Raw genomic sequence first — 15,874 nt, forward strand, 5'->3', positions numbered from 1 at the left:
CCTAAAAAAGGCGTTTCATTTAATTTTCTATTTCTCAAACAAAAAACAAAAAACCTATGTTTCTATGTGTTTCAAAATATAATAAGCTCCAAAAAAAAAAGAAAAAAATAATTAAACGTTTGCTGTCCTTCTTACCCTCTTTTTTACTGCGCCATCAAAACTCTCTTGATTGTAAAAAGAGGGCTAAGAAACAGGAACAAAAACTTAATCAAAATGGAAGAAATCTTAAATCAATACGAAACAGTTCATGCGAGCGACGCAACAATTTGGTTCAAAGCTGGTAAAGTAGAAGATTTTCCAACCAACCGAGGAGGCTGTATCAAATACAAAAACAAACAAATCGCGATTTTTAATTTTGCGCGTCGTAATGCATGGTACGCTTGCCAAAATGCGTGTCCACACAAAATGGAAATGGTTCTTTCAAGGGGAATGACAGGTTCTGCCGATGATATTCCGAAAATCGCTTGCCCAATGCATAAAAAAACCTTTTCACTTGTTGACGGAACAAACTTAAATGGTGAAGATTACAGCATTGCAACTTATCCAGTCAAGATTGTAGAAGACGAAGTTTTTGTTGGCTTTTTAGATTAGGCTTTTAAGAAACAAGAAACAAGAAACAAGAAGCAAGATTTGAAAAACTTGGATAGTCTTTCTTCTTGCTTTCAACTTTCAACTTTCAACTTTCGACTTTCGACTTTCGACTTTCGACTTTCGACTTTCAACTTTTCAACTTTCAACTTTCAACTTTCAACTTTCAACTTTCAACTTTCGACTTTCGACTTTCGACTTTCCCACTAATTTACGTATCTTTGAAATCTATTAACCGACCAAAATGACTACACCTTTCCAAAAAGCAAGTGAATGGATTGATGCTGAAAACGCTCAGGATCCAAACATCGAATTAGACCAAAACACCGAATATCCAAAAGAATTATTATATTCGAACAGGATGTATGAAAAACTGATGCAGTTTGAACCAAATGCTTCAGAAGAAGTTCAGATCGCCTCAAAAGCACAGCACATATGCCGTTGGAAAGTGGCTCGTGAATCCTATCCAATGGATCGTGTGGGTTATTTGAAATGGAGAGAAGAATTGAAAAAATTCCATGCCAAAACTACCGCAGAAATATTAGAAAAAGCGGGATACAATCAAACTTTCATCGATCGTGTTTCTTTCTTAATTGAAAAAAAACTGCTTAAAAAAGACGCAGAAACTCAATTACTAGAAGACGTAATTTGTTTAGTGTTTTTAGATTACTACTTAGAACCTTTTGTTCATAAACATGACGAAGAAAAGCTGAAAAACATCATCAAAAAAACCTGGGATAAAATGTCAGATAAAGGACATCAGGAAGCTTTAAAAATCAAATATTCTGAAGAGAACTTAAACCTAATAAAAGCTTCTTTAGGATTGTAAAAAGATATGAAAAAAAGCAATCAGGAAGCTGCAGAAAAAATCACTTTCAAAAATTTACGTCGACTGTATTTTTTTGCGCTTCTCACTATTGCCTTAACGATAATTGTTAGTCAATTTCTGGTTCAATACAATCTTAATCAGCAGCTCAGCGATTCTAAGATTATTAATTTCTCTGGCAAACAAAGAATGCTGAGCCAGAAAATTGTCAAAGAAGTTCTAATTTTACATTACCTTTCTGATTCGGCTACAGCCAAAAAAACTTCGCATTTAAAAGAAGTTTTAGCACTTTGGAAAAAGAACCAAAACGCGCTTGAAAACGGCAGTGACAGCCTGGCTTTTCCAAAGGAAAAATCAGAAACACTTTCTAAATTGTATCTGGAAATCAATCCGATTTTCAATAAAATTGCACAAACTACAGATTCATTTTTGCTGAATTTACAGCAGAAAAAAACGACTTCTGAAAGCCAAAAACTGGTTCAGATTATTTTGGAAAACGAAGGAACTTTCCTTTCGAAAATGAATCAAATAGTAACCCAATACGATCTCGAAGCTCACGAAAAAGTAACCGAACAACGCCGAATTGAATATTGGATTTTTGGTTTTACACTTTTGGTTCTTCTTTTGGAATTCTTTTTCATTTTCAAACCAACTAACAAGAAAATTGAAAGATTGATTGCCCAGCTTTTATCTTCTGAAAAGAAAGCTTTAAAACTGGCCTACGACACCGAAATCATTAGCGAAATCAAAGAAAACTCGGTAAAAGAATTAAAATCGCTCAATTACGCGATGGAAAATACGTTATTGTATTGCCGAATTTCCCCGGACGGTTCGATTATTCATATTGGAGAAAAATTTGCTAAACTTTTAAATTACACCAAGTTTTCATCCAACAAAAAATTCTCTGAAGTATTGACAGAAGATGAAAAAGAACAGGTCAATTTTGATCGTTTGATTTTCGAAAAACAGCGAAGTGGCTGGCAGGGCGAAATCAAAATTGTAAACAAAGACGAAAAAGAAATTTGGCTTGATTTGTCGATGGTTCCTGTAATGATCAAAAAAGATGAACTTGAACTTTTGATTGTTTGTTTCAACATCACCGAACGTAAAAAAGCGCAACGTGAAGTTGAACGTTTAAACCTTGAAAACACAACTGAAAAAATCAACCAACAAAAGATTATTTCAAGCAGAATTGTTGAAAATCAGGAAAACGAACAAAACCGAATTGCCAAAGAAATTCACGACGGAATTGGTCAGATGCTTACCGGTTTGAAGTTCAGTTTAGAAAGCATCAATCTAGACGACAGAGAAAAATCAGAACAAAAAATTGAGTATTTAAAGAAACTTTCTTTGGATATCATTAAAGGCGTGCGTACGGCAACTTTCAATTTAATGCCTCCAGAATTAAGCGATCACGGAATCGTTTCATCGCTTTCAAAACTTACTCAGGAACTTTCAAAATTGACTGGAAAAGAAATCCTTTTCTACAATAAAACCGATTTTGACCGACGTTTAGATTCGTTAATAGAAATCAATATTTATCGTCTTACGCAAGAAGCAATCAACAATGCCATCAAATATGCCGAATCGTCTCATATTATTGTACAACTTTCGCACAGCGAAACACTACTAAGCATTATCGTAGACGACAACGGAAAAGGTTTCGATGTAAATTCAGTTCATAAAAAACGCAACAGCGAATCTGGAATGGGACTTTTATTTATGAAAGAAAGAATCCAATACATCAATGGACGTGTTTTCATTAACTCAATCCCAGGCGAAGGAACGAGAATCACCTTCAACATCCCAATTCTTAAATAATGTGGCAATGTGCCAATTTGACAATTAGATAATTAGTTTAAGCACCTCAAAAAAATATCTAATTGCCACATTTTCTAATTATCTAATTTAAAAATTACGTATATTAGCGTCTTCGTTATAGATGAATATACGTAAAAATCGATAATCAAAATTAAGTAAACTATGAGTAATATCATTCGTGTAGTATTGGCAGATGACCATGTTTTTGTTAGAGACGGAATCAAATCTTTACTTGAAAACGAAGCAAACATTGAGGTTGTAGGCGAAGCAATTGATGGTGCTGATGCACTTGATGTTGTTGCATCGACCAAACCTGACTTACTTATAGTAGATATTCGTATGCCTAACTTAACCGGTATAGAGGTAGTAGAAAAACTTAGAAGCGAAAATAACAATGTAAAAATCATCATGCTGTCAATGCATGAATCAGAAGAATATGTTTTGAAATCGATCAAAGCGGGCGCCGACGGTTATTTACTAAAAGGCTCAAGCAAAGAAGAATTCTTAAAAGCATTACATAGTGTTTCTGGTGGAGGAAAATATTTCAGTGGTGACATCTCTTCGATATTAATTGGTCAATTGACGAATTCATCTGTGTCATTAGAACCTAAACAAACTTTAGGAGAAGAAATGATGATCACCAAAAGAGAAAAAGAAATCCTTACGCTTTTGTTATCCGGAAAAGGAAACAAAGAAATCGCCGAAGCTTTAGATATCAGCAAGCGTACTGCCGAAGTACACCGTTTCAACTTAATGAAAAAACTGAAAGTGAAAAACCTAATGGAACTTTCAAATAAAGCGGCTGAGTATTCTTTAATCTAAAAAAAATACGTATAAATACGTAAATATTTTTCAAAAACTGCGTTTTAGCAGGTTTTTACTAAGTTATAGTACTTACTTTTACATAAAAATAATAAGTACTATGAAAAATACAAACTCACTATCGCAATCACACAAAATTTTGTTTTTGAACACATTGGCATTTACAGTGTGTTTTGCCTGCTGGACTTTAAACGGGGTTTTGGTAACCTTTTTAGTTGATAACGGAATTTTCCATTGGGATGTTATTCAAGTTGGATGGCTTTTGGGTATTCCAATTTTAACTGGATCAATCATGCGTTTGCCAATTGGAATCTTGACAGATAAATTTGGCGGAAAATATGTTTTCTCACTTTTATTACTGCTTTGTTCGATTCCGCTATTTCTCCTTCCCTACGCTGACAGTTTTGCTATGTTTGCCTTACTAAGCTTCTTATTTGGAATGGTGGGAACCAGTTTTGCAGTAGGAATCGGTTACACTTCGATCTGGTATCCAAAAGAATGGCAAGGGCGTGCGCTTGGAATCTTCGGAATGGGAAATGCCGGCGCAGCAATTACGACCTTTTTAGCACCATCATTATTAAACCATTTTTCTGTAAATGATCCGCAAAACGGCTGGAAAGTGCTGCCTGTAATCTATGCTATTTCATTAGTAGTAATTGGTGTTGCCTTTTTAATTTTTGCTCAAAATAAAAAAATAGAAAGCAGTGGCAAATCGATTTCTCAAATGCTTACTCCTTTAAAATCAGAAAGAGTTTGGCGTTTTGGAGCCTATTATTTCTTAGTTTTCGGATGTTTTGTTGCCTATTCACAATGGTTGTTGCCAAACTTCATGAACGTTTATCAAACCAGTTTAGTTATGGGCGGTTTGTTTGCAACTATGTTTAGTTTGCCTTCTGGAGTAATTAGAGCATTTGGAGGATATTTGTCTGATAAATTCGGCGCTAGAAAAGTAATGTATTGGGTTTTAGGCTCTTCAGTAATCCTAAGTGCCTTATTATCCATTCCAAAAATGGAAATCACTACTTCTGGACCTGGAATTTTAGCTTCTAAAAAAGGAGTTGTAAACGAAATCAGTGACAAAACAGTAAAAGTTGGAGATAAAGAATATCCAATCGCTCAAAAAACAGCTAATACATCAACATCTGAAAGTGCCATTTTCCCAACTACTTCAAGCTGGCAAGACGTTGTTGTGGCTCATAACCAAAGTGTTGCAAAAAAAGAATTAATTGCAAAAGGTGTAACCGTTATAAAATTTGATGCCAATATGTGGGTATTCTTGGTTTTAGTTATTCTAATAGGAATTTCTTGGGGAATTGGGAAAGCAGCGGTTTACAAACATATTCCAGAATACTTTCCAACAGAAGTTGGTGTTGTAGGCGGAATGGTTGGAATGATTGGCGGTTTAGGTGGCTTTTTCGGCCCAATTATCTTCGGATATTTATTAACTGCAACGGGAATCTGGTCAAGTTCATGGATTTTTATTCTGATATTCTCAGTTGTTTGTCTGGTATGGATGCATTATACTATTTTAAAGATGGCCCCTAAAAAACAACCTGAATTAGTTTTAGCGCTAGATGCCCAATAAATAACAACATTATGATTTTAATCACATTTTTAAAGGAAATAATCTTATAAATTTGCCTCACAATTAAAACCATGAACCATGAATAAACTAAAATTGGCTATTTTATTGCTAGTTGGAATTAGCTTTGAAATGCAATCGCAGGAACTCGATGTGAATCTGCAAATCAGGCCACGTTTTGAATACCGAAACGGCTACAAGACCTTATTGCCTTACGGTCAAGAAGGTACATCACAAATTTCACAACGTTCTCGTTTGAATTTCAACTATAAACAAGAAGACCTAATTGTAAAATTGACAATACAAAATACCAGGACTTGGGGAGATGTTGTTCCTGCAGCTGTTGCCGATAAAAATGGAGTTGCTGTTTTTGAAGCTTGGGCACAATATAATTTCACTGAAAAATGGAGCGCCAGAATGGGACGCCAAGTACTTTCTTATGACAATCAGCGTATTTTAGGAGAGCAAGATTGGGGACAGCAAGCACAAAGCCATGATGCATTAACCGTATCGTTTCATAATGAAACCCAAAAGTTAGATTTGGGAGGCGCTTATAATTCAACTGCCGAAAATGTTATCCAAACTCCATATACAGTAGCGAGCTACAAAGCCTTGCAATATGCATGGTACCACAATCAATTCAACAGTGATTTAGGTTTAAGCCTTTTATTTTTAAACACAGGTTACGAATATGCCCCTAACCCAAATCCTGCAAACAAATTATTAGTAGATTACAAACAAACTTTTGGAACTTATTTGACTTATAAAAAAGGGAAAATCGATACTAACTTTTGGCTGTACGGACAAACTGGAAAAAGCACCGATTTGCAAGTAAGCGCTTGGAATGCTGCTGCTAATTTTGGATACAACATTACTGATGCTTTCAAAGCTGGTTTAGGCTACGAATTCTTATCAGGTAAAGATTCAAATGACGGAAGTACGGTAATCAAATCGTTCAACCCAATTTTTGGAACCAACCACGGATTCAATGGTTACATGGATTACTTTTATGTTGGAAATCACTTGAACAATGTTGGTTTACAAGATGCTTTCTTAAAATTAAACTACAATGTAAACAAATGGCAATTTGCTTTGATGCCACACATATTTTTATCAGCCGCAGATGTCGTGACACCTGCAAATGAAAAATTAGATTCGTATTTAGGAACTGAGATTGATGCCACGTTTGGTTATAATTTCAAAAAGAACATTACTGTAACTGGAGGCTATTCGCAAATGTTTGGCTCTAGTACTTTGGAATTTATTAAAAATGGAGATGCCAACCATACTAACAATTGGGCTTGGTTAATGATTTCTGTAGATCCAAAAATTTTCAGCTGGAAAAAATAATTTTTATTCAAAATTAACTTCGATATTTTACCCTTTTCTAATTTCTGGAAAAGGGTATTTTTTTTGATGCACAAAATCGTTTTATATATATTAATTATTTATATTTGAATCGATTAAGAACCCCAAATTCTATCCAAATGAAACCATTTCTAAAATTATCTATGCTAACCTTTTTGGTTACCCAAACTGGTATTGCCCAAAAATTCAACGATGCCTTGATTTCACAAGGCTCAGAAATTAATTTTGCAAAAACGCAAAAAAGAGGCATTAAGAAAAACAACATTGTTTATTATGTTGAAAATGATTTACAAACCATTTCTGCCTACAAAAGGAAGAAATTGAAATGGCAAACGAATGTCATTTCGGTTTGTGGAAAGCCAAAAAATGGAAATCCTGAAATAAGATATGTTGGTTACAATACAAACAAACTCCTTATTGTAATGGGAAAACATCATTTTGCAGAAATTGACATTAATTGTGGCACAACAAGACTTGTTGGCTAAGAATAAAACATATGATTAAAATATATCTTTAATTTGCCTTTTTTCAAAATTGAGAAAAGGCTTTTTTTGTTCTTGAAGAAACCGATTTTAAACATCTAAAATAATTATATTTGATAAGCATTTCGGTTATTTTAATTTCTTAAGAACTATTTTAATAATGAAACTCATCGCTTGGAATTGCAATATGGCATTCAGAAAAAAAGCTCAATATATTCAAGCTTTCAATCCTGATATTGCCGTGATTTCTGAGTGCGAAAGTCCGGAAAAACTCAAATTCCCAATCGACACAAAATTACCTTCAGATATTCTTTGGTACGGAGCAAATCCGAATAAAGGAATTGGCGTTCTTTCTTACGGAGATTATCGATTTCAGCTTTTAGATTGTCATAATCCTGATTTCAAAAATATTCTTCCGATTGCGGTAACAGGAGGAAAAATTGATTTTACTCTATTCGCTATTTGGGCAAATAATCCTGCGGATAAGGACGGAGCTTATGTAACTCAAATATGGAAAGCCATTAATTATTATGAAGATTTGATCCAAGAATCCAAAACCATTTTAATTGGAGATTTCAACAGCAACACGATTTGGGATAAACCCAGAAGAGAAGGAAATCACACAACAGTTGTAAATAAATTAGCCGAAAAAAATATTTTCAGCACCTACCACAAATACTTCAATCAAATTCAAGGCAAAGAAGAACATCCTACTTGGTATTTGTACCGCCATGAAAACAAACCCTATCATCTTGATTATTGTTTTGCTTCAAATGATTTTATCGAGGCTTTAGAAAATGTAGAAATTGGAAGTTATCAAGATTGGACGATGCATAGCGATCATAAACCTTTAACAATCAAATTCAATATATAACCCAAATGAACAACACCTGGACTCAAAGATGGGACGACCGTTACAAAACTGAAGAGTTTGCATACGGCACTGCTCCCAACAATTACTTAAAAGAACAAATTGAAAAATTAGAAACTGGGACTATTCTTTTCCCTGCTGAAGGCGAAGGAAGAAATGCTGTTTTTGCCGCAAAATTAGGTTGGGAAGTTTCGGCTTTTGATATTAGCGAAGAAGGCAGAAACAAAGCATTTCTGCTAGCAAAAAACAATGATGTTTCGATTGATTATCAAGTTGGAGAATTAGAAACTTTAGATTTTCATAACGAACAATTTGATGCAATTGCTTTAATTTATGCCCATTTTCCGGCAACGATAAAATCGGAAATTCATAGACAACTTGACCAACTTTTGAGAAAAAATGGGATTATAATTTTTGAAGCTTTCAGCAAAAAACATTTGGAATATGTAACGAAAAATGAAAAAGTCGGCGGCCCTAAAGACATTGAATCCTTATTTTCAATAGAAGAAATAAAAGCTGATTTTCCAAATTATGAAATCATCGAATTGGAAGAAAAAGAAATCGAATTGAAAGAAGGTTTATTCCATAACGGAACTGGTTCTGTAATTCGATTTGTTGGAAGAAAAAAATAATGCATTCGACGTGGAGATGCACTGCAGTACGTCTCTACAAAAAACATCTTAAAAAAAATATTCACTTGAAAGATAATTCGTAAATTTGAAAAAATATTCAATATCATGGATTTACAAACTAGAAAAATAGAATTTGTACAGGAATTTTTAAAGATTCAAAGCGAAGAATTGATTTCTCAGCTGGAAAATTTATTAAAAAACAAAAGTAATCTCGATGATAATGATTTTTTTAATCCTATGTCTATTGAAGAGTTTAATAATAGAATAGACCAATCTGAAAATGATTTTAAAAACGGAAGATATAAAACGACTTCTCAGCTTTTAGAAAAATACAAGTAATGAAAATAAAAATTGTATGGTCTCAATTTGCAGAAAATGAAATTGATAAAATCTACGACTATTATCTTCAAAAAGCAGGAATTAGGGTTGCTAAAAAGATCATCCAAGAAATAATTACTGAACCAAATAAGCTCATTTCTAATAATCTTTCAACGCAAATTGAAGATCTTTTACTTGATAGAGAAAACAAATATCATTACTTAGTTTGCAAAAATTACAAAATTATATACTGCATAGATAACGAAAGAAAGCTAATTCAAATTGCCGATGTTTTTGATACAAGACAAAACCCCATAAAACTTAAACGTACAAAATAAGCTTTTCCCTAAGTCATTAACATATTGCAATGCGTCTCTACAAATCAAAACCTTTGCAACTTTGTCCCTCTTTTAAAAATATTTATGCTCCATAATTTCAGAACGCAATTCTGAAATCCTTAAAATCCCAACACGTTTCCCTTCAGTCTTAATCAAAGCTTCTTTTTTAAGACTTGAGATAATACGAATCGCCTGTTCTTCAGTGGTTCCAGCAAAATCAGCAATTTCTTTTCTGGAAAGATCAATATCAATTAAACCGTTGATTTGTCCAAATTTGCGATGAATGTAAAGCAGTAAATCAATTACACGCTCACGAACATTCATGTGTGCAATCTTTCGGATATTGTTTTCGCTTTTGTTCAATTCTTCGGCATAAAACAACATCAAAGCATATGTAAATTGTGGAACATGCTGTAAAATTTCTTGCATAGTCTCATTGCTGAAATTACACAAAACAGTATCTTCTAGCGCATAAGCCCCAATTAAATAACGTTTGCTCGTTCCGAAACCACGGAAACCGATAATATCCCCATTCGTAGTCAAACGAACAATTTGTTCCCGACCATTAATTCCGGTTTTTATGGTTTTTGCTTTTCCCTTGCAAATAAAATAAAGTCCTTGCAACGGTGCACCCTCAGTAATAAACTGATCTGATTTTTTACAGATTACATTCTGCTTTTTAGAAATATAATGAGCCATCTGCTCCAAATGCAGATGTTTCTTAATGAAACAATTCTCATTTGGACAGGAATAACATAGTGTTTGTTCTTCTTTCATGAGTTCTGATTTTTAACAGATTAAATACTAATTTGTTGTTCCTCATTTATTTTCATCAAAAATAAAAAAATAAATTCAAAAATTAAGTATTAATACGTAAAAATACTTATTTTTGCATAAGTACTTTTCTAAAGTAAGACCATTCAATAAAAGTAGTACCTCTAAATAGAACACGAAATGCAAACTACGAAGATCAAAACTACCTGTTCCTACTGCGGCGTTGGCTGCGGGATAATCGTGACCAACGATGCCAAAAATGGCGTAATGGTAGAAGGCGACAAAGATCATCCTGTAAACAAAGGAATGTTGTGTTCTAAAGGAATGAACCTGCATTATGTAGTAAACGATACCTCAGACCGAATTTTATATCCAGAAATGCGCGGAAGCAAATCCTATCCGCTGGAGCGTGTAAGCTGGGATACAGCTCTTGATCGTGCTGCAGCTGTTTTTTCTTCTATCATCAAAAAACACGGACCAGACAGCGTTGGATTTTATATTTCAGGACAATGTTTGACTGAGGAATATTACTTAGTCAACAAATTGGTAAAAGGTTTTTTGAAAACCAATAACATCGATACCAATTCCAGACTTTGTATGAGTTCTGCGGTTGTGGGTTACAAAAAGACTTTCGGAGAAGACTCTGTTCCAATTGCTTACGATGATATTGAATTAGCAGACACTTTTTTAATTACAGGAGCAAATCCGGCGTGGTGCCACCCTATTCTTTTCAGAAGATTAGAAAAACACAAAGAGAAAAATCCGAAAACTAAAATAATCTGTATCGATCCAAGACGAACAGACACTGCCGTTTTCTCTGATTTGCATTTGCAGATTATTCCGGGCTCAGATATTATTTTATATCATGCCATTGCGAGACGTATTATCGAAAAGGGTTATGTAGACCATGATTTCGTTAAAAATCACGCAGAAAACTTCAAACAATATAAAGATTTAGTTTTAGGAACTTCGCTTGAAAAAGCTTCTAAACTTTGCGGTATTTCGGTAAACGATATAAAACTTGCCGCTGATATAATTGGAAAAGCTAAAGGCTTTATTTCGCTGTGGGCAATGGGACTAAATCAAAGTGCCGTTGGCGTGGATAAAAATACAGCTTTACTGAATTTATCTTTATTGACTGGACAAGTCGGAAAACCGGGTTCTGGACCATTTTCATTAACAGGTCAGCCAAACGCAATGGGCGGGCGCGAAGTTGGCGGCATGGCTACACTTTTAGCCGCACATAAGGACATTGCCAATCCAACACATCGCAAAGAAGTTGCAGACTTTTGGGGAGTCGACGAAATTTCAGACAAACCGGGTTTAACAGCGACAGAAATGTTTGAAGCTTTAGAATCTGGAAAAATGAAAGCCGTTTGGATAATCTGCACCAATCCGTTAGTGAGTTTGCCGGATTCCCGAAGAGCCGAAAAAGCACTTCAAAATGCAAAATTCGTTGTCGTTCAGGATATTTCACATAATGCTGATACAGCCAAATTTGCTGATTTATTATTACCGGCTGCAGGCTGGTTGGAAAAAGAAGGAACGATGACCAACTCGGAGCGTCGTATTTCTTATCTTCCAAAAGGAATCAATGCACCTGGAGAAGCACTTCCAGACATTGAAATCTTGATTCGGTTTGCTAAAAAAATGAATTTCAACGGGTTCAATTTCAATAACGCCGAAGAAGTTTACAAAGAGCATTGCGCGCTTACCAAAAACACCAACATTGATATTTCATTTTTAAATTATAATCGTTTAAAAAGCGAAGGTACTTTTCAATGGCCAGTTCCAGATTACAATCATCCGGGAACGCCTCGATTATTTACCGATAAAAAATTCTATACACCTTCTGGAAAAGCGATTTTTAATCTTCCTGTTTCTATAGAAAATACATCAGTACAGCCTAATGCCGAATTCCCTTTTATTTTAACAACGGGACGAATTCGCGATCAATGGCATACGATGACCAAAACGGGAAAAGTTTCAAGATTATTGACACATATTCCAAGTCCGGTTTTAGAAATAAATCCAATTGATGCTTATAAAAACGATATCAAAAATGGCGATATTGTTACGGTTACCAGCAAAAATGGAGAGGTTCGCGTAAAAGCAAAAGTCACCGATTCGATAAAAGAAAAAGTAGTTTTTCTGCCAATGCATTGGGGAAAACAACTTGAAAATGATTTGAATAGAACAAATAATCTAACGAATACTGTTGTTGACCCAATCTCAAAAGAACCTGATTTTAAGTTCACAACGGTTTCGATTAAAAAATATGTAAAACCATTTCAAAAAATTGCGATTGTCGGCGCTGGAGCGGCATCTTTCCGATTCATTCAAAACTATCGTGAATTCAACACCACTGATGAAATTATCGTTTTTTCAAATGAAGTAAATCCGTTTTACAACCGCGTTTTGCTTCCTGAATATATGACGGGAGAATTTAGCTGGGAGCAACTTTTAAAAGTCAAAGATGGTGAAGCTTTTAGTAAATTGAAAATTACGATGAAAGCAGGTGTTGCAATTGATAAAATTGACACAAAACTAAAAACCATTAAAGATAGTCAAGGCCAAACACACTCCTTTGATTCGCTGATTATGGCAACAGGAAGCCGTCCTTTTGTTCCTGAAAATGCACAACTTCATCTTCCTGGCCGATTTACAGTCAGAAAAAAAGAAGATGCTGACCGTTTGAAAAAACATCTGGACAGCACCAATCTTCCGCCTGAAGAACAACATGTTGTTATTATTGGTGGTGGTTTATTAGGATTGGAATTAGCTGCAGCCTTAAAACATAAAAAAGTAAAAACTACTATTGTTCAGCGCGCTTCACGATTGATGGAACGTCAATTGGACTTGATTTCAAGCAAATTATTGGCAGAAGAAGTGCAACTTCGTGACATTCAAATTTATTTTGATAATGAGGTGAGTACAGTTTTCGAAACCGATAATCCAAACGAAATCGAAATTGCCTTAAAAAGTGGTAAAATTATAACAGCAAATGCCATCGTTTATACAATTGGAACTATTCCTAATATCGAAATTGCGCGCGAAAGCGGTCTTGCATGTGGGCGTGGCGTCAAAGTAAATCAGTATTTGCAAACTTCAAATCCAGATATTTTCGCAATTGGAGAAATAGCCGAATTCAACAACAAACTTTTCGGAATCACATCTGCTGCCGAAGAACAAGCGGATATTTTGGCGAACTTTTTAGCAGGAGACATTAGCAGTTACTATAAAGGCTCAATTTTGATGAATATCTTAAAATTAGAAGATATTAACCTTTGTAGCATTGGCGATATTGAAATTCCGGAAAACGATGATTCGTACGAAGAAATTGTCTTTTCTGATTTGAAAAAGCGTTATTACAAAAAATGCATCGTAAAAGATGATCTTTTAGTCGGTGCGATTTTAATGGGCGATAAAAACGAATTTGCCGAATTCAAAACCATGATAGAAAGCAAAATCGAATTATCAGACAAACGAAATTTATTGCTTCGAGGAAGTTCAACCGCAAAACCTGTTTTAGGAAAATTGGTTTGTTCATGCAGTCAGGTCGGAGCAGGAAATATCGAAGAAACGATTAAAAGTGGCGTAAACGATTTCACCGATTTATGCAAAAACACAGGCGCAGGTTTAGGCTGCGGAAGTTGTAAAACAGAAGTAAAAGAGATATTGGCGAAATGTAAAGTTTAGTTTCCAGTCGCAGTCGCAGTTTTCAGTGAAATATTAGACGCAAATTAAGACTGAAAACTAAGACTGAAAACCGAGACTGAAAACTGAGACTGAAACTGAGACCGAAAACTGAGACTGAAACTGAGACTGAGACTGAAAACTGAGACTGAAAACTGAGACTGAAAACTGAGACTGAAAACTGAGACTGAAAACTGAGACTGAGACTGAGACCGAAAACTAAAGAAAAAAATGGAACTAACAAGATTAATAGTAAAAGGAGGCGTTATTTCGCCGGGAGAGCTAAGAGAAATTGTAAATATGGCAATGGATCAGGGCTTGGATTCTATCTCTTTTGGATCGAGACAGGATATTATTTTCCCAAAAGGTTTTAAAGATTTTGACAAAGAAGATTTTGGCAAACATCATTTTGTTTATCCTGATCAAAAAAGCGGTAATAACATCGTTTCTTCTTATGTTTCAACAGATATTTTCAGAAACACGAACTGGCTTACCGGAAACCGTTTTTTATACGTTTTAGAAGAATTTAAAGAACAGCCAAAACTTAAAGTCAACTTAACTGACCCAAAACAGCAATTAGTTCCTTTGTTTACGGGACATCTGAATTTTATTGCCTCAGAGCATGAAGATTATTGGTATTTGTACATTCGTCTTCCAAAATGGGAAAAAATGGAAGTTTATCCCGTTCTGATTTACAGCTGGGATTTGGCTAAGATTTATTACGAAATCGAAAAAATTTCCGAAGAAGATTCGATTGATATTGAAATGCTTTTTACGTTAGTGAGCGAAGCTTTGGACACCAATAACAGAACAATCGATAAACCATTAAATATTCCTTTTTACCCATTTCCGTATTACGAAGGAATGAACAGAATGGGAATTGATCAGTATTGGCTAGGACTATATTGGCGAAATAATTTATACGATTTAGATTTTCTGAAAGAAATGTGCGATTTGTGTTTTGAATGCAAAATCGGGAAAATCTGTATCACGCCTTGGAAATCATTTATTGTCAAAGGAATTCCGAAAGACAGAAAATTGGAATGGGAAAAATTCTTAGGGAAACGAGGCATCAATGTTCGTCATTCATTGTTAGAATTAAACTGGCACTTGCCTGTTGCAATGGAATGGGCTTTGAACCTAAAAACGTTTCTGGTTCGAACTTTAGATCAATTTGACATCAGTACTTACGGATTGAATTTTGGAATTTCAGAATACAACCGTGACGGACATTATTTCACTTCGATTGTCATCGAAAAAAATGAGCTTCCAGCTGCTTTGGAATCTATCAAAATCCGAGACACTTATAATGTATTGTTTGCGAAGAATTTCGACCCAAATACACGCGAATACATCGTGCATTCACAAGACATCGACAAATTGGAGCTTCCAACGATTTTAATCGAATTAAGTAGAAAATACTTTGATGAACTCGGAAATGTTGCGACTGAAACAACTGAAAATCCGCAGAAAAAAGAAAAACCGCAATTAGACATTTACCAATGCCAAGAATGCTTGACACTTTACAATCCTGAATACGGCGACGAATCACAAGGAATCCCGAAAGGCATTTTATTTGAAAATCTGTCCGAAAGCTATTGTTGCTCCCTTTGCGAAGCGCCAAAAAGTAATTTTAGGATTTTGGAATTAGTGAAAAGTTAATTGATTAAAATATTCCTTAGGAGCTATTCCCGCTGTCCGCTGTATTCCCGATTAACAAAAACTCTCGCTTAAAAAAGCATCGTTTTTCTAAATC

At 34.8% G+C, this 15,874-nt stretch carries 14 protein-coding genes; 13 read left to right on the forward strand and 1 reads right to left on the reverse strand.

Annotated features, from left to right (window positions below):
• Nucleotides 1-213 precede the first annotated feature (213 nt).
• The 11 genes from nirD (at nt 214) to H600_RS0118865 (ending at nt 9,648) form a co-directional block, all read left to right on the forward strand.
• Complete coding sequence (gene nirD, locus H600_RS0118815; protein ID WP_026730240.1) at nt 214-591, forward strand: nitrite reductase small subunit NirD; 378 nt, start codon at nt 214-216, stop codon at nt 589-591.
• A gap of 241 nt (nt 592-832) precedes the next feature.
• Nucleotides 833-1,417 carry a DUF4202 domain-containing protein gene (locus tag H600_RS0118820; RefSeq protein ID WP_026730241.1) on the forward strand — a complete coding sequence of 195 codons (585 nt, stop codon included), beginning with the start codon at nt 833-835 and terminating at the stop codon, nt 1,415-1,417.
• A 6-nt stretch (nt 1,418-1,423) separates the two neighbouring features.
• A complete protein-coding gene (locus H600_RS0118825; RefSeq protein ID WP_026730242.1) occupies nt 1,424-3,235 on the forward strand; it encodes a PAS domain-containing sensor histidine kinase in 1,812 nt (603 codons plus the stop codon).
• A gap of 162 nt (nt 3,236-3,397) precedes the next feature.
• Nucleotides 3,398-4,057, forward strand: a complete 660-nt coding sequence (locus tag H600_RS0118830) for a response regulator transcription factor (protein WP_026730243.1) — start codon at nt 3,398-3,400, stop codon at nt 4,055-4,057.
• 100 nt (nt 4,058-4,157) lie between these two features.
• Nucleotides 4,158-5,642 (forward strand): MFS transporter, encoded by a 1,485-nt coding sequence (locus H600_RS0118835; protein WP_026730244.1) that lies wholly within the window; start codon nt 4,158-4,160, stop codon nt 5,640-5,642.
• A 78-nt stretch (nt 5,643-5,720) separates the two neighbouring features.
• Entirely contained in the window at nt 5,721-6,989 is a 1,269-nt protein-coding gene (locus tag H600_RS0118840; protein WP_026730245.1) for an alginate export family protein, read from the forward strand.
• Nucleotides 6,990-7,126: 137 nt separating this feature from the next.
• Entirely contained in the window at nt 7,127-7,492 is a 366-nt protein-coding gene (locus tag H600_RS0118845; protein WP_026730246.1) for a hypothetical protein, read from the forward strand.
• Between the two features lie 157 nt (nt 7,493-7,649).
• Nucleotides 7,650-8,363 (forward strand): exonuclease/endonuclease/phosphatase family protein, encoded by a 714-nt coding sequence (locus H600_RS0118850; protein ID WP_026730247.1) that lies wholly within the window; start codon nt 7,650-7,652, stop codon nt 8,361-8,363.
• Nucleotides 8,364-8,368: 5 nt separating this feature from the next.
• Nucleotides 8,369-8,992, forward strand: a complete 624-nt coding sequence (locus H600_RS0118855; RefSeq protein WP_026730248.1) for a class I SAM-dependent methyltransferase — start codon at nt 8,369-8,371, stop codon at nt 8,990-8,992.
• Between the two features lie 105 nt (nt 8,993-9,097).
• Nucleotides 9,098-9,331, forward strand: a complete 234-nt coding sequence (locus tag H600_RS0118860; protein ID WP_026730249.1) for a hypothetical protein — start codon at nt 9,098-9,100, stop codon at nt 9,329-9,331.
• Nucleotides 9,331-9,648 (forward strand): type II toxin-antitoxin system RelE/ParE family toxin, encoded by a 318-nt coding sequence (locus tag H600_RS0118865; RefSeq protein ID WP_026730250.1) that lies wholly within the window; start codon nt 9,331-9,333, stop codon nt 9,646-9,648. Before H600_RS0118860 ends, H600_RS0118865 begins: the two co-directional genes overlap by 1 nt.
• Nucleotides 9,649-9,720: 72 nt before the next feature.
• On the opposite strand, the gene H600_RS0118870 is transcribed toward H600_RS0118865, so the two are convergent.
• A complete protein-coding gene (locus tag H600_RS0118870) occupies nt 9,721-10,425 on the reverse strand; it encodes a Crp/Fnr family transcriptional regulator (protein WP_026730251.1) in 705 nt (234 codons plus the stop codon).
• Nucleotides 10,426-10,602: 177 nt separating this feature from the next.
• On the opposite strand from H600_RS0118870, the gene H600_RS0118875 reads away from it, so the two are divergent.
• Both H600_RS0118875 and H600_RS0118880 read left to right on the forward strand, forming a co-directional pair.
• Nucleotides 10,603-14,121, forward strand: a complete 3,519-nt coding sequence (locus tag H600_RS0118875) for a nitrate reductase (RefSeq protein ID WP_026730252.1) — start codon at nt 10,603-10,605, stop codon at nt 14,119-14,121.
• A 228-nt stretch (nt 14,122-14,349) separates the two neighbouring features.
• On the forward strand, nt 14,350-15,780 hold the full coding sequence (locus H600_RS0118880; RefSeq protein WP_026730253.1) for a rubredoxin: 1,431 nt from the start codon (nt 14,350-14,352) through the stop codon (nt 15,778-15,780).
• Nucleotides 15,781-15,874: the final 94 nt, after the last annotated feature.

This window comes from Flavobacterium denitrificans DSM 15936, assembly GCF_000425445.1.
GTDB classification, from domain to species: domain Bacteria; phylum Bacteroidota; class Bacteroidia; order Flavobacteriales; family Flavobacteriaceae; genus Flavobacterium; species Flavobacterium denitrificans.